We start from the raw sequence: 21,854 nt of genomic DNA, 5'->3' as shown, positions 1-21,854 counted from the left end.
TTTAACAGATTTACTGGGTTAAATACTACTCCCAATCAATAGAATAATTTAATCACCTTTTCAGTATTAGGGAACATGTCTTTTGACGTTTGTAAAAAATGATTGGCAGCATTAATATAGCGGCTCCGGTCCTGAAGGTCTATGCCGGAGAATACAATTAAAAAATTCCGCAGCGTATGCTCCATGTCGTTGCTTGCAGTAAATTGCTGAATGAGCTCTTTCAGGAAAACTATCAGCGATTTCACATAAAGGGCTACATCATTCTTCATTTTCGCCAGCACACGTAATAATTCAAACAGCACCTGGTAAGTCATAGCACACCTCAACTGCGACTCTTCTTCCTGTACAGGATGCTCTATTTTATCCAGGTATTTCACGCCAGCCGATTCTTTGGTTAGAAGAAACCATATCAGCCGGTAGCTCAACTGAATGCCATCTTTAGGCTTTGATTCAGCAAAAAATATCCTGGCAAGGTTATGGTATTGTTGAATCTGGATAAACACAAGGAAACCAAATCCCCTGGATATCTTCAGCCCCTGATTTGTAATTATTGACTTATAAGTCAGCAGCCGGGCAAGCGACATACGTTTTAACTTATAGTATAGATAAGCTTTCTTAGGGTACAAACAGTCAGACAGAACAGCGTTCAGATCTGATCCTTTCTTTTCATTTGCAAGCCGCTTCTCTCCCTCTTCAAAAACACGGATACTCTCTTCTAACTGCTTACTTTTGGCAAGGTTTAAAGCATTTTGAAAAACTGATTCATAGTAATTATATCCTGATAATTCTTCTCCGCACGCCACCTTTGCCAGGATTTCCCTGGAATATATGTTAGAGAAAAAGTCCTCACTCGCTATATTAATAGTGGCTGTATTCATTACTATTCCTTTTATCAATGATATTCATCAGTTTCTTCACTACTATATCCTTCTTTTTATTCTCATCAAAATCGTATACACAGTAATCTTTCCCTGCGTTCTCCATAGCATGCTGTGAGCAACCTCCATTACACAATGGCATAATAGGGCATTCCAGGCAGGGCTTATTTTTAAATTTAATATCCATCCTAGTATGGAACTTTGAATTCCATTCGATCTTGCCATCCTCAGTCAGTACACCTTCCTTAGCATCTGGTGAAAAGTTTCGCGCCGTGCACTTATACACATCACCGTTATAATTAATTGTTGCGTTATTTACTTTATCAGCATAACAGGAGTGTCTTACACTATCAGGGATAGCCCCTTCTGCTGCTACGAATCCGATATCTCTCACCAGCCTGATCAGACTTAGCACCCTGTCAGACATAGCTTTGTCATCGCTCACCTGCCAGACTTTATGAAATGATATGGTAGCATTATGCCTTTTCTCATTAGAGATAGTGCACAGATCGTCAAAGACCTCTTCAAAACCATCCATATTAGTGCTGGTATAATTCACCCTTATCCCCACGTGAAAGTCGTTCTCACACAACTTCACTATATTTTCAATAATAGTGTCATACGATCCCCTGGTGGCACTTACATACCTTACGGTATTATGTGTTTCTTTATTACCATCCAGTGTAATCTGGAGACCGGTAATTGTATATTTCTTTAATGATTGGATAATATCATCTGTAAGCAGGAATCCGTTGGTTGTAAAATGGCAGGAAAGATAAATATTATGCAGGGCACAGAAGTCTTCCGCAAAATCCATGATAGGTTCAATCACATCACGGTAATACATTAGCGGCTCTCCACCAAACCATGCAATATGGAAAGATTTGAGGTTGGGATTAGATTCAATGATATTTGCAATTAAAGAACAGGTTTTATTAACCGTTTCTTTATTCATCTTCGACCCTTTCACGTGCGATTCGTAACAATACCAGCATTTAAAATTACAGTTCATGGTAGGGTTAACGATCAATTCGAAATGCGTGTCGTTCTTATCGACTTTAGCACTTAAATCCTTCACCTTTTGAATTTCATCCACTTCATCCCCTACAAAAAATCCATTTTTGCAAAGAGAACTATACAATGTTGGATGATATTCTGAAAGCTCCTCTATATGCTCCGGCGTTCTGATAGCGTCTAGAATGTCAGAAATGGTCGGATCTATGGCAATGAATTTATTGCTGAATGCATTATAGATATAATTTTTATTTTCATAAACCAGACTGGTGTTAAACTGACTTTTCTTCATAATACATCATTTAAGTATAATAAAAAACAAAACAAGATGATCAGTAGCCGAACAATAGCAGATTGTAGCTTAAAATGAATAGCCTATCTTCTCATAGTCTGACAGGCTATTCATTTATAAGTGTAAGGAATGCCTTGCAGAAATCTATACTAACAGCTTCACGCCATAGAGATCTATTCTGTGGGTTTCGTTGGGTTAGTAGTACAATGGCATTTTGAAATATTGATATCTCCTGAACTGAGGCTTTCAGCATCCACTGCTTCTGAAAACCCACCGGCTAACTGACCGGCTTCGTTTTCAGTCAGTCTTTCAACATCAAGGGATTTAACAGCTTTTTCAATAGCTGATTCTTTTTTTGTGGACATAACGTAAGATTTGAAGGTTAAGCCTACTCTTTATAATGGTTTTCGGCGACCCCATATTGTTGCAACAAGCATATCAATTAGCCTGCCTTCTTTTCAGCACAGCCACTTCTTGTCGCTTTTGAATTAAAGACTTCTACCAGGTTAAAGCTGATATCCTCATGTTGTTTCAGGCGTAGAAGTACAGTGGCATTTTGAGATATTAATTTCAAATCCGCCGTCATCGGAATCACTTTCAGAAAGAGCTTCTGAAAATCCTCCGGCTAACTGACCTGCTTCATTTTCACTCAATTTTTCGAATTCGAGAGCTTTCTCGACAGCTGATTTTTTTTCTGTAGACATTGTTTTAAATTTTGAGTGTTGCGCCTACTCTTTGTAATGGTTTTCGGCTTCCCCATATTGTTGCAACCAATATTTTATTTTAGCCTGCTTTTTTTCATCAGCATTGCTACTTTTTTGTTGCTTTTTTGAGTTGAAGGCTTCTACCAGCCTAAAATTGTTATGCTCACGTTGTTGTAGGCGTGCCAGTGCAATAACATTTGGAAATATTTAGTCCTCCCCCACTCTCATCACTTTCAGAAACAGCATCTGAAAAACCTCCTTCTAACTTGCCTGCTTCACTTTCAGTCAATTTTTCAACTTCAAGGGATTCAGCAGCTTTATCAACAGCTGATTTTTTTTCTGTAGACATAGTTTTAAATTTGAGAGTTGTGCCTACTCTTTGTAATGGTTTTCGGCATCCCCATATTGTTGCAACCAATATTTTATTTTAGCCTGCTTTTTTCATCAGCATTGCTACTTTTTATCTCTTTTGATTTGAAGGCTTTCCCCAGGTTGAAGTTGTATACTGATGTAATTGAAAGCACACGGCTTTGCTCTTTCTGTCTTATCCTGATAACCGATTCGTTATAGTAGCTGGTCGCCTTGAAGTTATTGGTGTAAAAAATATCGCTAATAGATGCTTTTAAAGTGAGCTTATTATTCAGGAGCTTCTTCTGTATACCAAAATCAATACTTGCGATACGTCCGGTGACAATATTGCCGGTAACAACCCTCGGCGTATAAAACCCATTCAGATTTACGCCAAATCCATTTCCAAGCATGATATCCTGCTCTGTTTGCAGTACCAGGGATCCCTTTTTAATAGAAAACTCAGGTGCAACAGATGCTGTATAGGTCAACAACAGGTTGTTACTGGTATTCCACCAATCAGTTATTTTAACAGGAATACTGAATGTGCCGGTATATACGGTATTGCTACCTGTATTCTTCCGTAGTATTGTCATTTGCTTGAGAGCGGGGTCATTCTCAATTACCTGGTTAATAACATCCTTTGTATGAGAATAACTTACGCCGATATAATATTGACTTTTAAAAGTATAGCCCAGTTCAACAGCGTCGGTGAATTGCGGATTCAAAAATGGATTACCTGTTTGTACGGTATAGTTATCAATAAAATATTTATATGGGTTCAATTCAAAGTAAGAAGGACGTTTAATTCGCCTGTTATAGGAAAGCGTAAGCGAATTGCTTTCGTCTTTATTAAGATTCTTCTTTAAAAAGAGGGATGGGAAAAGGTTAAAATAATTACGTGCTACAACGGTATCCTGTCCTCCTCCCTTTAAGGTACCGGAAATATCGCTGTTTTCACCCCGGAGTCCCAGTTTATAATCTATACCCGCTACACTTCCGCTAAAATTGACAAAGCCTGCATAGATCTTTTCGCTGTATTTATAATTAAATCCAAGACCGGGAATATGGCCCCATTCACCATTATAATAATTCTCATAGGCATTATCATTATCAATGTCAGTAACAGTAGCTTTTCCTCCGAAAGAAAGGCTCTTTCCTCCCTTAAACACTTTGTTATACTTCACATCTGCCGTGAATATTTTCGCAATACTGGGATATAGAAAATTAAACACAGTGTCCGCAATTACGGCCTTATTGAAATCAAATGTTTTGCTATAGGTGCCACTGATCCCATTCCTATCATTATAGGTATAGTCTGAAACAAGGGTAAATTTAGAGCCCAGAGAATCTGTTGTGATGCCATAGTTCAGGCCTATATTCGAAAACTTTGTTTTTGTATAGGAAGGAAAGATCCCATCAGAAAGGGTATTATTCTGCTGAACCGGATAGTTTATAGTTGTTACTGAATGAGTAGTATCCTTATACCATCCAAACTGACCGGTATAGTCAATAGCCAGGTATTCCCTATTGCTAATATCGTAGGTGACGCCGAGTTTGACGTTATTCGAATTTCGCCACCCGGTTGAAGATGTAGTAGAATGGTATTGTCCATTATCGGTGAAACTCCTGTCCTGGGTAATGTCCTGAAAGTTCTTCTCCCGTCCATAGGAATAACTTCCACTTAAACCAACTTTCTTCTTTCTGTAGTTCAGACTCAGATAAGGCTGATAGGCAGGGTATTTTCCTATACCGATAGAATAATCAGCACCTATATAACCATTCAAGCCACTATTCAGGTTTTTCTTCAGCACGATATTAATAATACCGCCACTACCTTCTGCATCATATTCTGCCGGAGGATGGGCAATAATCTCAATGGATTTAATATCGTTTGATTTCAAATTCGCCAGGTAGTTCTTTAAATCATCTCCCTTTAGGTTAAGCATTCTTCCATTAACCATTACGCGGGTTCCCCATACACCATTAATAGAGATATTGCCATTATTTACGAAGACGCCCGGAGCCAGACGGAATAGATCCATAGAAGATTTTCCCGTTGCAATGGCATTATCCTGCACATTCATTACAACACGATCTATCTTTCTCGTTACGAAGGGTTTATTGGCGGTTACTGTTACCTCCCGTAGCTGTTTTTCACTTTTCTTTAAAACAAGTACTTCTGAATCCAGTGATGACTGCAGCTGTATTTCCTTCGAAAACTCTACGTATGACGCATGTCTGATTTTTATTTCATACCTGCCTACACTGTCAATCATTAACTTAAAACTGCCATCTTCGGAAGCTATTTTCTGGCCAACGATCGAAGCGCCTTTTAGTATAGCAACAGAGGCAAATGCAACCGGCTGTCCGGTTTCATCAATAATTCTTCCCCCAACAGAAACTGCCTGGGCACTAACCCCTATAGCAAAAAACATACTCACTAAATAAAAGACGATACTTTTCATAAGTAAAAATTGAAATGACCATGTCATTTGAAGCAGTTATCCTTATCTGAACTGAATTTCTAAAACATTCCCAGGAATAGAAAACGACTTCGATGAGTATATGTGGCTTTTCGACGAGGAGGGGGTAATAATTCGATGAAGCTGATTTTTTGGGGGATAAAACTTCGGTCGAAAAGCCGAATGTTCGAAGCTACTACGGGTACCAGACGCTTTGCCGGGCACCGACAAAAGGGGAACAGTTTATTGTAATATTTTATATGAGTTGTGTATATTTGGGCGTTTAGCCGTATTTCTGAATGGAAATAAGTCCGAAAGCACTACAACCCATTTTAATGAAAAAGTTATTACTCGCAATTTGTATGCTGGCAGTTTCATGTACCGGCAACCATACCAGCAAACATGCCAGCACCCCAAAAGCAAAGCCAACCCTTTTGGACAGTATCTTTTTAGCAGAAGGTTTCGACACAACAATTACTTACACGGATCCCGTTTGCTTACAATATAAAGGCAAACCCTTACTGACCATTGGAGGGAACGTAAAGCAATTCGATACAACCTTTTCCTATCGCTATGATCCAAATGGGAAATACGACAGGTATTTTCCAATCATTAAAGATTACTTGTCGTTGGACGATTACTATGATGTTACCCTGTCCACTGGTTCGATACTTGGGGCGCTATACTTTTCTGCTGACAAACAAGGAAGGATATTCAGGTTAGATTGTCAGTGGATTATCGACGCAGAACTGGCTGATACATCCGGAATGGAAATAATGAATTTTTTGACTACAAAATATTTTCCTTGTCTCCCACCTGACTTTAAAGGCAGGAAAACCTTCGAGTTAACTCATAAAAACTATATCGAAAAGTTCTGGCTGCGTCCTTCGGAGAACAGCTCAATATCGGGTTGGATGTTAGACTATAGTGTAGTGCTGGCGAAAAAAGAGGGTTTATAACTAGTCCCCCCATTATAGCAACCTGAACTCAGCGCCTCTGTTACCTACACAAATAATGCGTTCTTTAGTACCGGATATAATTTACTTATCTGTTTTTGCATATTGCTTTCTGATCCGGCTTAACGTTTCCCGTGTCAGCCCCAGATAGGATGCTATCATGTGGAGTGGCACACGGTTATAAATGTCAGGATATTTTTGGATGAAATTTTCGTATCGCTTTTCTGCGGTATCACTAATGTTACTTAATATGCGGTTTTGGCTCGCATCATAGCTCCTTGTTTCAAGCTTTTCCTTGAAAATCCGAAAGTTAGGGATTGCATTTACCAACGCGTCAAAATCATTCTTTTTGATCATTATTAAGTCAGTATCCTCCAAAGCATCGATATTATTCTTTGATGAATTTCCTGAATTATAGCTTTCATAGTCAGCCATCCACCAGGTTTCGATAGCAAACCTTAGCATGTGCTCAGCTCCATTATCGCCCACGCGATACATACGCATACACCCCTTTGCAACAAAAGAATTGTAATGACAAATATCTCCTTCCTGTAGCAGGTATTGTCTTTTACGAAATCTTCTTGTTATTGAACTGGCACGAAACTGCTCAATTTCATCATTAGTAAGAGAGCCTTTTTCCCTTAGATATTTCACCAGGACGTCAAACATTTACAGGCAGATTTGTGGCAAAAATAGAATAATTGGCACAAATGCCATACCTGGCTGGAGGTTTATATAAAGAAACTCCGTTACGTACAGGGCTTCTGAACTGTGCAGGTATTAGTAATTTATTTCAGGATTGTCATGTTTAATACACCACCATCCGCTATAATTTCAGTACCCACCACAAAAGATGATTCATCCGAAGCCAGGAACACAGCTGCATTTCCTATATCTGATGGTTGCCCTATCCTACCGATAGGAATTAAATCGACCCACATATTTTTAACTGGATCCACCTGTTCAGCAGGTAAAAATTTCCCAAAGACAGGAGTATCAATAGTTCCGGGAGAGAGTACATTTACCCTTATCTTTCTATCTAATAGATCCAACGATATTCCGCGGGCAAAAGAGATAACGGCAGCTTTAGCCGCGGCATATACCGTTTGACCGGGAAAGGCGCGATGCCCGGCTATAGAACCAATCAGCACAATAGACGCACCGTCTCTCATGTAGGGTAATGCTTTTTGAATGGTGAAGTATACACTCTTTAAGTTGAGGTTCATATAACGGTCAAAGTCCGATTCTGTGATAACAGCAATGGAGCCAAGCTCCGCACCTTCTACCACACCTCCCGCATTTACAACAATGGTATCTATCTTGCCAAATTTGCTGGAAGTATCTTTGAATACCCGGTCAAGGTCTTTCATTTTTGTCACATCAGCATTGATCCCAATAAAATTGCTGCCCAGGCTTGCTACCGACTGGTCTAATGCTGCTTGTTTTCTGCCTACGATTGAGCCCAGGGCGCCTTCCTTTTCAAATGCTGCTGCGATACCAAATCCGATGCCACTATTGCCTCCTGTAATCACTGCTACCTTATTCTTTAACTTCATGATATTGTTTTTTTATCACGGCAAAGTTCAGGTAGTATAGGCGCCGCCTCCAAGGACATTTCTCAAATAACATACGTGATAAATGTCACTATCTCTCTATGGCGCTCCCTACTTCTTCCACTTCTGTGCAATCTTAACTGCGGTTTCAATCATATAAGGTTCCCATTGTTCTATTCTCCAGTCAGAATTAGCCAGGGAGGACTGCGTGAGTGCGTATATAGCCTCTGTGTAAGAGGCAGATGATTCAAGGATAGAAGAAAGTTCCAACTGCTGTTGATATAGTGTCATATCTTCAACAACGGTACCTGTTGATAGGGGGAATAGCGGAATAAAGGGATCGGAGGCATCTGTACCATTCTCGTTGTTATTCCGCCGAACGATCTCCTCCATCTGCAAAAAATCATTGTAAAAGCAACGTCTGCTTTCTTCTGTTGCCAGTCCATTGCCCAGTTGTTCCAGCACAACGTATTTAAGATGTGGGCATCGTGCGATGGTCATTTCGAGTAATTGGAATACTTCAGGAGGCACGGCATCATCGTGCGTATCCCTCCTTATGCTGCGCTTTGGGTCAGCGTTAGAATCGTCCCAGCTGCCACCTGAGATATGGATCTCCCGGACTCTTTCCAATGGATACAAGGCAATCATCTCATCAAATGAGATATCAAAGTTCCGGAGCTGGCAGTAGAGATTGTGAAGATCGAGGATAATAAATCCGTTTACCGGTTCAAGCAGCTGTTCCAAAAAGGCGCCATGCCGTTTTACTTCATCCAGTGAATATGAAAAGGCCAGGTTCTCCAGACCTACCGGTCGCCCGCAGGCTTCGTAGATCCGCTTCAACCTGTCCCTGCCAATATTGAGCGTAGTAGTAGTATAAGGAATATTCAGGGGCGCGCCATGATGGAAATCCTTACCTGTCATGAACCCGAAGTGTTCTGTAATGTGATCAAACTGGAACTCGGCGGCGGTCTGCGCCAGATGCTTTAGCCAGTTTTCCTGCTCAGGCAACCACTTACCCGAAAATAGAGAAAAGAAGATACCATGGCCGATTAGCCGCTTCTCCTGGCTAAAGGCTGTCAGTAGCTCCCGGAACCAGGAAGGCACTTCTTTTACCTTATATAATGCATCAAAAGACCATTCTATGGCTTCTACCCTGGATTCCTCCATCAAAGGCAAACATGCTGCTAGAACGTTCGCGTCCAGATTACAGGCAACGGCTGATAATACTTTAGGCACCTTTTTGAAATTACAGCGTAAATGTCAGATTTCAGTGATCAACCCATACCACAGAAAGGGCAGTTTGCCAGCGGTTGATCTTGCTTGGGCTTTTCTTTGGGCTTCGGCTGGTCGTCTTTTCCACAGGAAACGACAGTTGTTTCAATAGCAATGCCAATCAGGATGGCGCCCAGTAGAGATTTTGATAGCTTCATTTCTTTTATTTTAAGATGAATGAGGAAATAGGTTATTGTCCCATCTACGGCTACCAGTCATTATAGGTCTTGGGAATTGTCAACTGTTAAACGATGCAACAAAAAAAAGGTTACAGGGACCCGGGCATTTTATCAACATCCAGCCAGCAGCCCCTGTATCCTGTCTTTGTTTTATATTGTGAAAAATACCAGACATGAAAACAGTAGTAATCGGGGAATCCTCCGGAGCCTCTATGGAGACGATTATGAGCATTTATCCCAGACACAAGGCTGTGCTGGACAAGTATATCGAGAGTGGTGAGGTAATTGGCGTAGGGCCGTTCGCCGACAGAGGAAACATGGCAATATTCAAGACCAGGGCAGCGGCAGAACAGTTTGTGAAGGAGGATCCGTTTATTCTTGAAGGAATGGTGAAATCGTTCGTGATCAGGGACTGGATGGATGAAATGCTACCGGGCTGAAGTTCATCTTTATCCTGCCAGAGATAACTTTCCGGCAGGATAAAGATGATGCTGAACACGCTTGATTAATCAATCGCTCCTGCTTTCATTTTCTCCTTTTGCTGCGGCAATGTGCTTGCTACTTTTCCCTTTACTTCCACTTTTATCACCGTTGCAATCTTATCTAAAGCATCAGCAGGCACTTCGATCGCCAGTTCATCATTGCCTGTACTGGTTTTGAGTGCTTTGTTACCAGCGAGTAATTTAGCCGACGTCACTTTACTCTTCAAACCGGGTATCACCAACTTTCCATCTTTCGGCCAGTCGAATACCGAAAAGTAAAGTGTGGTATTGCCGGCATTCTCCTTTTTGGTACAACGCCCCCAGGCAAACAAACCAAAGGGACTGGCTTCGGTATCATAGATGGCTTCACCGTTTACCTTCATCCAGTCGCCTACCTGTTTGAGCAGGTCAATGCTCTCCTGCGGAAAAGTACCGTCTGCCTTAGGACCTACATTTAACAAATAGTTACCGCCTTTAGAAGCAATATCCACCAGGTTACGCACCAGCGTTTCGGAGCTCTTCCAATTGTTTGCATAGCTCTTGTATCCCCAGGTTTCATTCATCGTCATGCAGGTCTCCCAGTCTTTTCCATCCAGTTCGTTCAGGTTCGGTATTCTTTGTTCAGGTGTTTTGTAATCACCCGGATAGTTAGGTCGTTTAAGACGGTCGTTTGTAATAATATTAGGTTGCAACTTTAAAAGTTCATTAAACTTTTCTGCGTATTCATCAGTCATGTTGGTAGGCGTATCCCACCAGAGAACGGCTACATCACCGTAATTGGTCAACAGTTCCTTTACCTGAGGTACTGCCACCTCATTGATGTACTGCGACATAGTTTTAGTTGTTTGCGCAGGATCCCAATGGCCGTTATTAGCTGCAGTATAAGCATCGATGCGCGCAGAATCAGGATTGGCCCAACCTTCTGATGTTACCTTGCGTGAAGCTGCTCCCCCAGGGTTATTCCAGTCCTGTGCCTGTGAATAATAGAAACCGAGTTTGATACCATATTTGCGACAGGCTTCAGCTAATGGCTTCAGCAGGTCCTTATGATAAGGTGTGGCATCTGCAATATCCCAGGTGCTGGCTTTTGAATCGAACAGCGCAAACCCATCATGATGTTTGGCTGTAATGACAATGTATTTCATACCAGCATCTTTGGCCATCCTTACCCATGCATCGGGGTCATATTTCACAGGATTGAACTGTTTGGCAAATTCCTGGTAATCGGCCACCGGTATTTTACCCCGGTTCATAATCCATTCACCAATACGGTTGATGCGCTGGCCTTTATAAGTACCGGCCGGAACAGCGTATACCCCCCAATGGACAAACATACCAAAACGCGCCTCGCGCCACCATTGCATTTTTTTATCATGGCCAGCATCCTGCTGAGCAGAAAGCAGCATTGGTGTCAGAGATAGTGCGAATAAAAGGATAGCAAGTTTTTTCATTTTAAATTTTCTACGATTGATTAATATAGGTTACTCAGAATTTTCGCTTTGTTGCATTGTTGATACTTGCATACAGCATCAAATGGTTAAAACCACGCTTTATTTCAGACAGAGCCTTTAGGGAAAATTAACCGTATGACCTGAAACCGTTATGACAACAGTCAATATTTATCCAGCTGCTGTTTATCTGATACTGGAAAATGATTGAGATTGTTGATACCGGTTGCCAGGAGGACAAAACATTCCCCTGCAGCAGAGTAATATCTTTAATGATCACATCAAGATAATGGCCTCGCTGGAACCTGTTAGATACTGCCTTAAACGGATTACGCGCATTCCTTTCTGCTGGTTATTCCTGCTTTTCTTTCTATTCTTTCATTCATAATGCGCTGAAAAATTCTCCGGGTTTTGAGAGTTGACGTTATTTATGCAAACGTTAGCATAACATTTCAAAAAAAACGTGGACTATAGAAATTGAAATTATGGATAAATCCATGATATTAAATATTCAATTTTCACAAAGGATGATTGTTTTTTAACAAAAAAGCAGCATAAAATCCTTTGTGCCTGAACTGTCAACCCAGAGCGGCTATAATAAGACTGTAACGCTTTTCTGCACCAGGACACCTGCCTTCCTGCTACGGGTTAACCGGATTAGATTTACCGGTATTCCGCGTCATTTAACTGTATAAATCCACAGCTATAACCCATCACAGCTGTATCTGTTCTGGTCTGTTCTACTTTGACTTAACTCAGCACTGATATCGCAACGCTAAATTGTAATTTCACGTCCTTTAGAAAAACCATCTCCATTATCAAAAAAGAAAACCTCCTTCCAATGAAAACGCTAAGACAATTTAGCCTGGCCATCCTGGTATTATTCCACTTTGGTTGTGTAAAAACCCAGTTCGCGGAACCTACTTCAAACGGCAGCGATAATTTAAAGGCAAAGCTTACATCAAATGCTGCTGCTCTTGCCGGTGACCCAACTGATGGTAATATCAACTACTTCGGCCGCTGGGATTTCAATAACCCGGCAGAATATGCAAGCTACTGGGGCGGCGCCTACTTCCGTGTAAACTTTACCGGCACTACCGTGAAGATCAAAGTGGGGTATCCTACGCACTATTATGCAAAGATTGACAATGGTCCCTGGATAAGTTACTACAATGCTTCCGGCACCATCAATCTTACGCCCACACCATTGAGCAATGGTACCCATACGCTCAGCGTGGCACAAGGCAAAGACTATGACTATGTCTTCAAATTCCAGGGGCTGGTACTGGATGCCGGCGCTACCACCAGCGCACCTTCTACATTCACCGAACTGATTGAATGGATCGGCGACTCTATCACCTGCGGCTATACAGACGAACAGGCTAACGTGTCCGGCTATGGTTGGGTATGCTCTGAACAGCTCTTACATACCGAACACACACAGATCGCTTACCCAGGTATACGGCTGGTAAGCGGTGATAATGGTCCGGGTATGGACGTACAGTATTTCAAGTTGCAGAATCCATCTTTTAATACTGCGCCAGCCTGGGATTTCACACGATATACACCTAAAGTGATCGTTATTAACCTGGGCACCAATGATAACGGCCACGTACCGGAAAATCAGTTCCGTGACAGCTATATCACCTTCCTGACTAATATTCGTACAAAGTTCCCGAATGTGGAGATCTTTGTAATGCGCACCTTCAACGGCTACCTTGTTACCCCTACAGTAGCTGCTGTAAATGCCCGCATTGCTGCTGGCGACAATAAAGTACATTACATTGATACCAATGGCTGGTTGACGAATGCTGATTACACAGACGGCCTGCATCCCAGCGTAGCGGGCAATATCAAAGCGGCTAATCTGCTACAGCCTATCCTGCAACCTTACGTGACCGGTACAGCGAACAGCGGCGTTACATTTTATCAGGACATTAACTATGGTGGTGCTGCCAGTCAGGTGCTGCCTGTAGGCAATTACACCCTGGCACAACTAGCTGCGAGAGGTATGCCGAATGATTGGGCTTCTTCTGTAAAAGTGCCTGCAGGGCGAACCCTGATTATGTATGCAGATGATAACTTTAGCGGTACGTCATGGACAAGAACGGGCGATACGCCTAATTTTACGACGCTAAGCCCCAATGCGAATGATCTGGTGTCATCGGTGCGAGTGCAGTAATTGTGGTAATTTAAATAATAGCGGAAGGGGATAACAGTTCCCTTCTGCTATTTACTTAACTCCCTTCTCCGCATTCCAATTCCCCGCCTGCTTACGGATATAGAGAATCTGTCCCGTATGATAAGCATTATGCACATTCATGTTCGCAATATTAGCATACCACTCCTGAAGCTTTGCGTCATCAGCTGCTGCAATTGCCTTTTCCCAACCTTCCATCACTTCCCTCAATTGCTCAACGGTAGCATTCCAGGAAGCTTCTGTAAAGGCATCGAAGGTCTCATTATTGTTGCCGCTGAATGCGCCCTTGTCTTTTCCATTGAACTCATTGAGTAAACGCTTATTCCAGAACAGCAGATGATATGCCAGCTCACCAACCGAATGACTGGAATCTGAAGGTTTCCAGGAGGCCTGTTCCGCTGTAATACCTTCTATTCCTTTGGCAACCGGCACAAACCATTCCTGCTGGTTCCAGGTGGTTTTAAATTGCGCTAATAAGACAGATTTCAGAGTAGCTGGTGCCTTGGCTTCCTTCACCTGAGCAACGGCTTGCTGGAAGTATAAGCAGCTAAGTAGGAGAATAAGTCTGTACATAAGTGAGGTTTTTAGGGTTGAAGTTGTAGCAAATATAGATACTTGACACCAATGAACTGTACCATGCTGAAAAAAACGAAGACACCCTTTTTTCATCAATGGCAAAGGCCCTTATAGAAGCTGCAGAAGTATTAAAGTATAATAAACCAATATTGGTGATTTCAGGTTTTGGTCTCTCTCCACTTGCCAAATGCAAAAAAAAGCCCTATATAGTGCCTAATTTTGGGTGCTAACTATTGGACAATAATAATTATATAGATCAGGAATTGTTGCAGCTTGTGGCGGATGGCGACAGGCAGGCCTATCAGTACTTATTTGAAACTTATTGGAACCAGGTATTCGGCGCCTGCCTGCATCTGACAAAATCTCCGGAGCAGGCTAAAGATCTGACCCAGGACATTTTTCTAAAGATCTGGGACCACCGGCAAAAGCTGCCAGCTGTCAGAAATTTTGATAGTTATCTATATACAATTGCCCGCAACCTGGTGCGCGATCAACTGAGAACCACCATATTCCGGGAATCCAACCGTGAATTCCTGCAGCACTATTTTTCCACCAAAGGCATCTCCCCTCAGGAAATTCTGGAGGAGAAGCAACTTAGCGAAAAAATGAAAGCCGCCATCGGCAGCCTGCCACCAAAATTGCAGCAGGTATTCACCCTTAGTCAGCTGGAAGGACTGAGCCACAAAGAAATTGCCGGGCGCCTGAAAATATCGCCCCTTTCCTCCAAAACCTATATGGTACGCGCCTTACTGATATTAAGAAAATCACTCATGAAGGAGACCGGCAGCTTATTGATCCTTGCACTATTACACCTCAGCCGTACTTTTTTTTATTTTTTTTGAAAACCATGTTTTCCTTTTTACTGCTCATCCGTCTATTACAGATAACGGGCATGTCCTGTGACATACTACAATGAATAAGGCCGAATTTGAACAGTTATTGAAACGATACCGGGACGATACCCTGCAGGACGGGGAACTGGAAAAGCTGTACGCGTACATCGATGAAGGCGGCTATCCTGAAGTCATAGACCAATGGCTGGATGAGACATTCCAGGATCCGGCGTATGCCGTTCATACCAGGGAATATGATCCTGCAGCTGTATTTGCCTTATTGGAAAACAGGCTGGACAAGAAGAAGCGAGTATTTGGCTGGTGGAAAGCAGCGGCGGTAACTGCAGCAGCGGCAGTAATCCTGCTATTGGTGACCATTTCGCTGCAGCGTGATAAGCCTGTGCCCATCAATGTAACGGCGGCCCCTCATTTTGATGCCCCTCCCGGAAAAAATGGAGCTGTACTGACACTCGCCAATGGCAACCAGATACTGCTGGATAGCTCTGCCAATGGGGTGCTGGCACAACAAGGCAATGCCCGTCTGTTGAAAGAAGAAGGACGACTCAATTATCATAAGAATGGCACTGCAGGAAACGCGGTACCTGTATATAATATGGTGACCACACCACGGGGCCGGCAGTTTAAACTGGTATTGTCTGACGGCACACAGGTGTTGCTGAATGCCGGCAGCAGCATCAGGTTCCCTACTGTGTTCGCAGGTACGGAAAGAAGAGTAGAGATATCCGGCGAGGCCTACCTGGAAGTATCGCAAACGGCGGAGATGCCATTTGTGATACAGCTTAACAAATCAGAAGTGGTCGTACTGGGTACTCAATTTAATGTGACCGACTACAGCGATGAAGATAATTCCAGGACCACACTGCTCACAGGCGCTGTAAAGCTTCGCACCGTTGCGCAGGAAATGGTGCTCAGGCCGGGACAACAGGTACGTATGGAAAGAAACAACGGCCACCTGTCTGCCAAAACTGTAGATACAGACCAGATCACCGCATGGACAAGGGGCAGGTTGTCTTTCGACAATACCAATTTTGCTGACCTGATGCGGCAGATATCCAGGTGGTATGATGTAGACGTAGTTTATAAGGGAACAGTCCCTGATATCCATATCGGAGGCTCTCTCCACAGGAACGTTAATTTATCAATAGTAATGGAATTTTTAGGAGCGAATGGGGTACACTATAATATCAGCGATAAAACTATAACAATACTGCCTTAAGGGTCCATTTCCACGAACATATTTTTTCCACAATTAAACCGAACCACGTATGGAGTATTAGCCGACTTTTTATCCACGAACGGAGAACAATAGAAAAGCGGATCCCGATTGCCGTCAGGACCCGCCGGGATGGATTTTCCGTTATCCAACCAAGATTGCTTGAATTGACTGTTTAACTTTTAAATCCACTTTCACAAAAGTATGGAACTACTCGCTTGCGGCAAAGTAGCTGCCAGGGGAAGGCGTTTGCCTGCCAAACTGCTATTGATTATGAGAATTACTGCTGTTCTGCTAATTTTAGGCTCATTGCACGTATGTGCTACCGGCTATTCTCAAAACCTGACCATATCATCCAAAAGGATCACACTTGAAAAGGTATTCAGGTATATTGAGGCCCGTACTGATTATTCGTTTCTATGGAACGAAACTGTGCTGGATAAATCCACGGTTATCAGCATAGATATTAAAGATGCCACGCTTACAACTGCACTGAATGAAAGCCTGAAAGGGCTGCCGGTTACCTATACTATCAAGGAAAAAGTGGTGCTGATTGAAGCTGCCCGCCAGCAGCAGCGGGACACGACAGCCCCTGCCAGTTTCCTCCTCCGCGGAAAAGTAACTGATGAAGACGGCGCTCCGCTGGTCGGAGCTACTGTTGCCATCAAAGGCACAACCAATGGCGCCATTACCAATGACAAGGGGGAATTTACCCTGCAACATGCAGCCGCTAATATTACAATACTGGTGTCATATATCGGGTATACCGAAAGATCTATTGCAGTAGGCAACCGGAACCAGATCACGGTAGCCCTTTCCGCGTCCGGTACAACCCTCGGTGGCGTGAATGTGGTAAGTGTGGGTTATGGTACGCTAAACAAAAAAGAAGTATCCAGCGCCATTACCCATCTCTCATCCAAAGAGTTGTTGTCAGTTGGTGGCAACGGCGCACTGATGTCCATGCAGGGTAAAGTGGCCGGTCTTACAATCGCCAATAGCGCTGCAGCAGATCCTAACTCTACCCCCAGTGTGCAATTGCGCGGCGTTTCCTCCCGGAATGCAGGTCTGGGACCTTTGTATGTCATCAATGGCGTTCCCGGCGGAAATATAGATAACCTGAACCAGAACGATATCGAGTCCATAGATGTGCTGAAAGGCGGTGCAGCTTCCGCCATATATGGTACACGTGGCAGCAACGGCGTAATCGTTATCACAACTAAAAAAGGTACCGGCGACTCCCGTCTGTTCTATGATGGATATATGGGCCTGGATTTCATCACCAATAAATTGTCTGTGCTTTCCAGGGATGAGTTCCTGGCACACAACCGCGGTGTGGATCATGGTGGTAATACCGACTGGCTGAAGACGGTAAGCAGGAACCCTACCCTGTCACAGAAACATACCTTACAGTTTTCCGGTGGCTCAGATCGTACCAATTTTATGGCGTCTGTCGATTACCGGAAGGCCAATGGTATTGACTACCGCTCTTCCAAAGAGGAATATGGCGCACGCGTCAACCTGAACCACAGTTCAGCCAATGGTCTGTACAGCGTGAACCTGAATGTTGCCCCCAGAATGGCCAAAACCAATATGGCGGATTATTCAGGCTTCAATTATGCGCTGACGCTAAACCCTACGCTGTCTCCCTATGACAGTACAGGTAAATACGCGTACATCAGAACCGGCTTCTTCTCCAACAACCCATTGGAGGCAGCCAAAACGGTATTAGCGCAACAGGATATCAAATACCTGGACATCAATGGATCCTTCAAAATAAACCTGTTGAAGAACCTGAATACTATCCTCACGGTAGGTCAGGTGAACTCCGTTTTCCGCGAAATGCATTTTACGCCCAGCACCAATACCAACGTAGCTCCTATCAATGGCGGAACTGGCAGGAATACCGGTTCACAGAAATATGATGAGAGTGACCAGAAGAGCTTTGAGTGGATTGGCAACTATTCCCTGAATTTTGACAGACATGCTATCAGGTTGCTCGGCGGTTATTCCTTCCAGCAGTTTACCTATTCCGGCCTGTCTGGCTCTAATGAAAATTTCCCGTCTGATGTATTGACCTGGAATAACCTGGGCTCTGGTCTGTGGAACCTGGAAGAAGGTCAGAACAATGTTGGCTCGTACAAGAACGACTCCAGGTTGGTAGCTTTCTTTGGCCGTTTGAACTATGACCTGGATCAGAAATATTTCTTAGCTGCCAGCGTCAGAAGGGAAGGTTCTTCCAAATTCGGACGCAATAACAAATGGGGATATTTCCCGGCTGTATCAGCTGCATGGCGGATCAGCCAGGAAAAATTCATGCAGGGCATTTCCTGGTTGAATGAACTGAAGCTCAGGGCCGATTATGGAGAAACCGGCAACCAGGACTTCGATAATTATCTGTCGCTGGATACCTATAGTGGTTACGGATACTACATATTCAACGGCGTTACCTACCAGGTATGGGGCCCCAGCCAGAATACCAACTACGACCTGCACTGGGAGAAAGCGCTGAACTTTAACCTGGGCATGGATTTCGAAGTGCTGGATAGCCGCATTACCGGTAGCCTCAACTACTATATACGCACGAATAAAGACCTGCTGGGATATTACGCAGTGTCCAATCCGCCCAACATCCAGGGTCAGACCTATGCCAATGTGGGTACTATGAAAAACTCCGGCATAGAGTTACAGTTGAATGCCAGCGTGATAAAGAAAAAGGACTTCGCCTACAACCTTTCCTTTGCAGGCGCCAGCAACAGCAATAAATTCGTTTCCTTTTCCAACGATCTTTTTAAGGGACAGAAATACATAGATGTAGTAGGCATGCCAGCACCAGGTAGTCCTGGTAACCTGCAGCGTTTACAGGAAGACAAACGCATTGGTAGTTTCTATGCACTGAAATCAGCCGGAGTAAATGACAATGGTGCACTGCTGGTATACAATAAAAAAGGAGAGATTATCACGGCAGATAAGGCCAATAATGACGACAAACAGTTTGTAGGCAATGGGCTGCCACAATTCACTGCCAGCATGGGCAATACGTTTACGTACAAACACTGGGACCTGAACATCTTCCTGCGTGGCTCTTTTGGATACAAGGTATTCAACACGGTGGCATTCTATCTTGGTACGCCTGCAACGCAGTCGGACGCCAACGTGCTGACCACCGCCTATGATGGCAGCAAATATTCAAAGCTGACCAGCGCATCCACCAGTTCAGCCCTGTCTGACTACTTCCTGGAATCCGGCAGCTTTGTGAAGATAGATAACGTGTCACTGGGATATACACAGCCTGTACGGTTCAGGTATCTCAGCACCCTGCGTGTATACCTGACAGCCAGGAACCTGTATACCTTCTCGAAATTTACCGGCGGAGATCCTGATCTTATTCCGGTGAATGGTTTGTATCCAGGGGTCAACAGCAGTTTGAATTACTATCCAGCTACTACGCAGCTGCTCTTTGGTCTTCAACTTAATTTCTAAAGTCTAATCCGTCTGAAAATGCTACGCAATATAAAAAGCTGTTCTATTCTGCTGGCAGGTTTACTGCTAAGCGGCAGCTGTACTAATCTCGATGAAAAACTATACGACAGGATCACCTCCGATAACTTTCTGCAAACGAAAGCGGATGTGATACGCGACTTTCTCCGCCCCTTTGAACACTCTTACTGGAGCATACAGGGTGGCTCTACCTTCATGCTGCAGGAGAACAGCACAGATGAGCTGATGACGCTCAACAGGCAGGGCGACTGGTATGACGGCGCGCAATATCAGCGGGTACACTATCATACCTGGACTCCCAACGACAATTATACCAGCGACGCCTGGAATGCGCTCTATCAGGGCATCAACCTGGCCACCAACTCCCTGGAAGATCTGCAGGGCATTCAGAATCCGGGTAAGTTCAACCTTACCCAGGCAGAACTGGATGATTACATTGCAGAACTGAAAACGTTGCGGGCATGGCTCAATATCCGCGTACTTGATCTTTACAGGAACATGGTGATTGTTACCAAGGTAAAAGGAGAAACACAATCCGGACCACAGGTAACACCGCAGGAAGCTTTTGATTTCATTGAAAAGGAACTGAAGGATGCTATTCCTGCCCTGCCTACCCGACAGGACCTGGGTACAAACGCTATCGGCCGGTGGACAAAAGGAGGTGCGGCTGCATTGTTAGTTCGCCTCTATCTCAATGCCAAAGTATATACCGGCAAGGAAAGGTTCTCTGACTGCGCAACTGTATGCCAGGATATCATTGACGGCAAATATGGTAGTTATGCCCTGGAAAGCAGATGGGACGCTCCGTTTGATTATAACAACAGTCAATCTGCAGAAACCCTCTTTGGCTTCCCTGGAAGTTTCGGACTCACACACTGGCAGTATTCTAGTGATATGTACTTCTGGATGATGCCTTATCAGGCCACCCGCTATCTTGGCTTTACAGATTTCGGCGAAGCAAACCCTAAGTATGCTTTACAGCCAGGCCGGGATGTGGACAGTGTAGAGTATACTTTCACAATGGGTAAACCGTTCATAAAGTTCCAGCGCTATCCTGACGATTACCGTCTTAAAAAATACAAAAACCTGGGCAACAGCAAGCGCGAAGGTATGTTCCTGTATGGTTATCTGCCTTACGTAAACGCAGATGGGCATACAGACACCGTGAGAGGTAATAAAGGGCCCTATCCGTTGTTCTTACGTGATCAGGTAGGTATGTTCCTGAACACACCGCCGGGTACCAAGATCAGCGATAAAGAGTCCAATATGAACCATGGCGACCATAACTCAGGCGTATTTCCAATAAAATATCCTTACTATCCCAATAATGATGATAATAAAATAAGTTCTGCCTACGCAGAAATAAGGCTGGCAGAAATCTATTACTCTTATGCCGAATGTAAATACAGGGCTGAAGACAGGGCAGGTGCAGCCGCCTTGCTGAACGCAGTACGAACACGTAACTATCCTGCTGGTTCACCCAGCCTGTACAAAGCCGATGGCAGTCAGCTGACAGATCAGGAAATGTTGGATGAATGGGGCCGTGAGTTCCTTGTAGAAGGCAGAAGAAGAACAGACCTGGTACGCTGGGGTGTTTTTCATTCAGGCACATGGTGGGATAAAAAACCGGATGCAGATGATCATACGACAATATTCCCTCTAGGTCAGAATGTGCTGAACGCTTCGCGGATATTAAAACAGAATCCCGGCTACTAAGCGCTAAATAGCTTTGTTACAGGTTTCATATCTGGCAGGTTTCAACCCACGTTACCAGGTACACTGGTCCAAGGTCGGAGAATTTCTCCGGCCTTTTTTTATTACCCTCTCTGCCGGCCTTTATTGGGTGGCTTAGCTACCGGTGTCACAAAATTGAATAAGATAAAGGCTTCATATCATCAGACATGAAGCCTTTGTTTATAATA

At 43.6% G+C, this 21,854-nt stretch carries 19 protein-coding genes; 7 read left to right on the top strand and 12 right to left on the bottom strand.

Translation table 11 applies throughout. From position 1 onward, the window contains the following. Window positions 1-35: 35 nt before the first annotated feature. From BLR32_RS15435 to BLR32_RS15410, 6 genes are all read right to left on the bottom strand, one after another. Entirely contained in the window at window positions 36-878 is an 843-nt protein-coding gene (locus tag BLR32_RS15435; protein WP_089833287.1) for a hypothetical protein, read from the bottom strand. Further along, window positions 859-2,184: a radical SAM/SPASM domain-containing protein gene (locus BLR32_RS15430; RefSeq protein WP_089833285.1), complete on the bottom strand. Its 1,326-nt coding sequence runs from the start codon at window positions 2,182-2,184 to the stop codon at window positions 859-861. Before BLR32_RS15430 ends, BLR32_RS15435 begins: the two co-directional genes overlap by 20 nt. A gap of 173 nt (window positions 2,185-2,357) precedes the next feature. Further along, the gene (locus BLR32_RS15425; protein WP_089833283.1) at window positions 2,358-2,549 is read right to left on the bottom strand and encodes a hypothetical protein; all 192 of its coding nucleotides are present in this window, start codon (window positions 2,547-2,549) and stop codon (window positions 2,358-2,360) included. Between the two features lie 156 nt (window positions 2,550-2,705). Next, on the bottom strand, window positions 2,706-2,888 hold the full coding sequence (locus BLR32_RS15420) for a hypothetical protein (RefSeq protein ID WP_089833281.1): 183 nt from the start codon (window positions 2,886-2,888) through the stop codon (window positions 2,706-2,708). A 163-nt stretch (window positions 2,889-3,051) separates the two neighbouring features. After that, on the bottom strand, window positions 3,052-3,237 hold the full coding sequence (locus tag BLR32_RS15415) for a hypothetical protein (RefSeq protein WP_089833279.1): 186 nt from the start codon (window positions 3,235-3,237) through the stop codon (window positions 3,052-3,054). A 73-nt stretch (window positions 3,238-3,310) separates the two neighbouring features. Next, complete coding sequence (locus BLR32_RS15410; RefSeq protein WP_176842298.1) at window positions 3,311-5,674, bottom strand: TonB-dependent receptor; 2,364 nt, start codon at window positions 5,672-5,674, stop codon at window positions 3,311-3,313. A 362-nt stretch (window positions 5,675-6,036) separates the two neighbouring features. Here BLR32_RS15410 and BLR32_RS15405 point away from each other — a divergent pair, with 362 nt between their 5' ends. Continuing rightward, window positions 6,037-6,660, top strand: coding sequence for a hypothetical protein (locus BLR32_RS15405; RefSeq protein ID WP_143011483.1), 624 nt, complete (start codon window positions 6,037-6,039; stop codon window positions 6,658-6,660). An 81-nt stretch (window positions 6,661-6,741) separates the two neighbouring features. Here BLR32_RS15405 and BLR32_RS15400 read toward each other — a convergent pair whose 3' ends face one another. The 4 genes from BLR32_RS15400 to BLR32_RS34045 form a co-directional block, all read right to left on the bottom strand. After that, a complete protein-coding gene (locus BLR32_RS15400; RefSeq protein ID WP_089833273.1) occupies window positions 6,742-7,326 on the bottom strand; it encodes a Crp/Fnr family transcriptional regulator in 585 nt (194 codons plus the stop codon). Window positions 7,327-7,445: 119 nt separating this feature from the next. Next, window positions 7,446-8,213, bottom strand: a complete 768-nt coding sequence (locus tag BLR32_RS15395; protein ID WP_089833271.1) for an SDR family oxidoreductase — start codon at window positions 8,211-8,213, stop codon at window positions 7,446-7,448. 108 nt (window positions 8,214-8,321) lie between these two features. Further along, window positions 8,322-9,446 carry a multinuclear nonheme iron-dependent oxidase gene (locus BLR32_RS15390; RefSeq protein ID WP_245705439.1) on the bottom strand — a complete coding sequence of 375 codons (1,125 nt, stop codon included), beginning with the start codon at window positions 9,444-9,446 and terminating at the stop codon, window positions 8,322-8,324. Window positions 9,447-9,484: 38 nt separating this feature from the next. Next, window positions 9,485-9,640: a chryseobasin-related MNIO class RiPP peptide gene (locus BLR32_RS34045; RefSeq protein ID WP_176842297.1), complete on the bottom strand. Its 156-nt coding sequence runs from the start codon at window positions 9,638-9,640 to the stop codon at window positions 9,485-9,487. A 194-nt stretch (window positions 9,641-9,834) separates the two neighbouring features. On the opposite strand from BLR32_RS34045, the gene BLR32_RS15385 reads away from it, so the two are divergent. Then, on the top strand, window positions 9,835-10,101 hold the full coding sequence (locus tag BLR32_RS15385; RefSeq protein ID WP_089833267.1) for a YciI family protein: 267 nt from the start codon (window positions 9,835-9,837) through the stop codon (window positions 10,099-10,101). Window positions 10,102-10,166: 65 nt separating this feature from the next. Here BLR32_RS15385 and BLR32_RS15380 read toward each other — a convergent pair whose 3' ends face one another. Further along, a complete protein-coding gene (locus BLR32_RS15380; protein ID WP_089833266.1) occupies window positions 10,167-11,594 on the bottom strand; it encodes an alpha-L-fucosidase in 1,428 nt (475 codons plus the stop codon). Between the two features lie 838 nt (window positions 11,595-12,432). On the opposite strand from BLR32_RS15380, the gene BLR32_RS15375 reads away from it, so the two are divergent. Further along, the gene (locus BLR32_RS15375; RefSeq protein WP_089833265.1) at window positions 12,433-13,773 is read left to right on the top strand and encodes an SGNH/GDSL hydrolase family protein; all 1,341 of its coding nucleotides are present in this window, start codon (window positions 12,433-12,435) and stop codon (window positions 13,771-13,773) included. Between the two features lie 51 nt (window positions 13,774-13,824). Here the strand turns inward: BLR32_RS15375 and BLR32_RS15370 are convergent, their stop codons facing one another. Beyond that, a complete protein-coding gene (locus BLR32_RS15370) occupies window positions 13,825-14,364 on the bottom strand; it encodes a DinB family protein (RefSeq protein WP_089833264.1) in 540 nt (179 codons plus the stop codon). Window positions 14,365-14,600: 236 nt separating this feature from the next. Between BLR32_RS15370 and BLR32_RS15365 the strand changes: the two genes are divergently transcribed. The 4 genes from BLR32_RS15365 to BLR32_RS15350 all read left to right on the top strand — a co-directional run bounded on the left by BLR32_RS15365 (window position 14,601) and on the right by BLR32_RS15350 (window position 21,648). Then, entirely contained in the window at window positions 14,601-15,209 is a 609-nt protein-coding gene (locus tag BLR32_RS15365) for an RNA polymerase sigma factor (RefSeq protein WP_089833263.1), read from the top strand. Window positions 15,210-15,279: 70 nt separating this feature from the next. After that, a complete protein-coding gene (locus tag BLR32_RS15360; RefSeq protein WP_089833262.1) occupies window positions 15,280-16,437 on the top strand; it encodes a FecR family protein in 1,158 nt (385 codons plus the stop codon). Window positions 16,438-16,638: 201 nt separating this feature from the next. Next, on the top strand, window positions 16,639-19,914 hold the full coding sequence (locus tag BLR32_RS15355; RefSeq protein WP_245705438.1) for a SusC/RagA family TonB-linked outer membrane protein: 3,276 nt from the start codon (window positions 16,639-16,641) through the stop codon (window positions 19,912-19,914). Between the two features lie 18 nt (window positions 19,915-19,932). Beyond that, entirely contained in the window at window positions 19,933-21,648 is a 1,716-nt protein-coding gene (locus tag BLR32_RS15350; protein WP_089833261.1) for a RagB/SusD family nutrient uptake outer membrane protein, read from the top strand. The last annotated feature ends 206 nt before the right edge of the window (window positions 21,649-21,854 follow it).

The sequence above is a fragment of the Chitinophaga filiformis genome (assembly GCF_900102545.1).
GTDB classification, from domain to species: Bacteria; Bacteroidota; Bacteroidia; order Chitinophagales; family Chitinophagaceae; genus Chitinophaga; species Chitinophaga filiformis.
This window is presented reverse-complemented; position numbering and strand designations above follow the sequence as displayed.

Bases quoted from the DNA above. Each gene is read 5' to 3' on its own strand.
- BLR32_RS15435 (WP_089833287.1), bottom strand. From the start codon at position 878: ATGAATACAGCCACTATTAATATAGCGAGTGAGGACTTTTTCTCTAAC.
- BLR32_RS15430 (WP_089833285.1), bottom strand. From the start codon at position 2,184: ATGAAGAAAAGTCAGTTTAACACCAGTCTGGTTTATGAAAATAAAAAT.
- BLR32_RS15425 (WP_089833283.1), bottom strand. From the start codon at position 2,549: ATGTCCACAAAAAAAGAATCAGCTATTGAAAAAGCTGTTAAATCCCTT.
- BLR32_RS15420 (WP_089833281.1), bottom strand. From the start codon at position 2,888: ATGTCTACAGAAAAAAAATCAGCTGTCGAGAAAGCTCTCGAATTCGAA.
- BLR32_RS15415 (WP_089833279.1), bottom strand. From the start codon at position 3,237: ATGTCTACAGAAAAAAAATCAGCTGTTGATAAAGCTGCTGAATCCCTT.
- BLR32_RS15410 (WP_176842298.1), bottom strand. From the start codon at position 5,674: ATGTTTTTTGCTATAGGGGTTAGTGCCCAGGCAGTTTCTGTTGGGGGA.
- BLR32_RS15405 (WP_143011483.1), top strand. From the start codon at position 6,037: ATGAAAAAGTTATTACTCGCAATTTGTATGCTGGCAGTTTCATGTACC.
- BLR32_RS15400 (WP_089833273.1), bottom strand. From the start codon at position 7,326: ATGTTTGACGTCCTGGTGAAATATCTAAGGGAAAAAGGCTCTCTTACT.
- BLR32_RS15395 (WP_089833271.1), bottom strand. From the start codon at position 8,213: ATGAAGTTAAAGAATAAGGTAGCAGTGATTACAGGAGGCAATAGTGGC.
- BLR32_RS34045 (WP_176842297.1), bottom strand. From the start codon at position 9,640: ATGAAGCTATCAAAATCTCTACTGGGCGCCATCCTGATTGGCATTGCT.
- BLR32_RS15385 (WP_089833267.1), top strand. From the start codon at position 9,835: ATGAAAACAGTAGTAATCGGGGAATCCTCCGGAGCCTCTATGGAGACG.
- BLR32_RS15380 (WP_089833266.1), bottom strand. From the start codon at position 11,594: ATGAAAAAACTTGCTATCCTTTTATTCGCACTATCTCTGACACCAATG.
- BLR32_RS15375 (WP_089833265.1), top strand. From the start codon at position 12,433: ATGAAAACGCTAAGACAATTTAGCCTGGCCATCCTGGTATTATTCCAC.
- BLR32_RS15370 (WP_089833264.1), bottom strand. From the start codon at position 14,364: ATGTACAGACTTATTCTCCTACTTAGCTGCTTATACTTCCAGCAAGCC.
- BLR32_RS15360 (WP_089833262.1), top strand. From the start codon at position 15,280: ATGAATAAGGCCGAATTTGAACAGTTATTGAAACGATACCGGGACGAT.
- BLR32_RS15355 (WP_245705438.1), top strand. From the start codon at position 16,639: ATGGAACTACTCGCTTGCGGCAAAGTAGCTGCCAGGGGAAGGCGTTTG.
- BLR32_RS15350 (WP_089833261.1), top strand. From the start codon at position 19,933: ATGCTACGCAATATAAAAAGCTGTTCTATTCTGCTGGCAGGTTTACTG.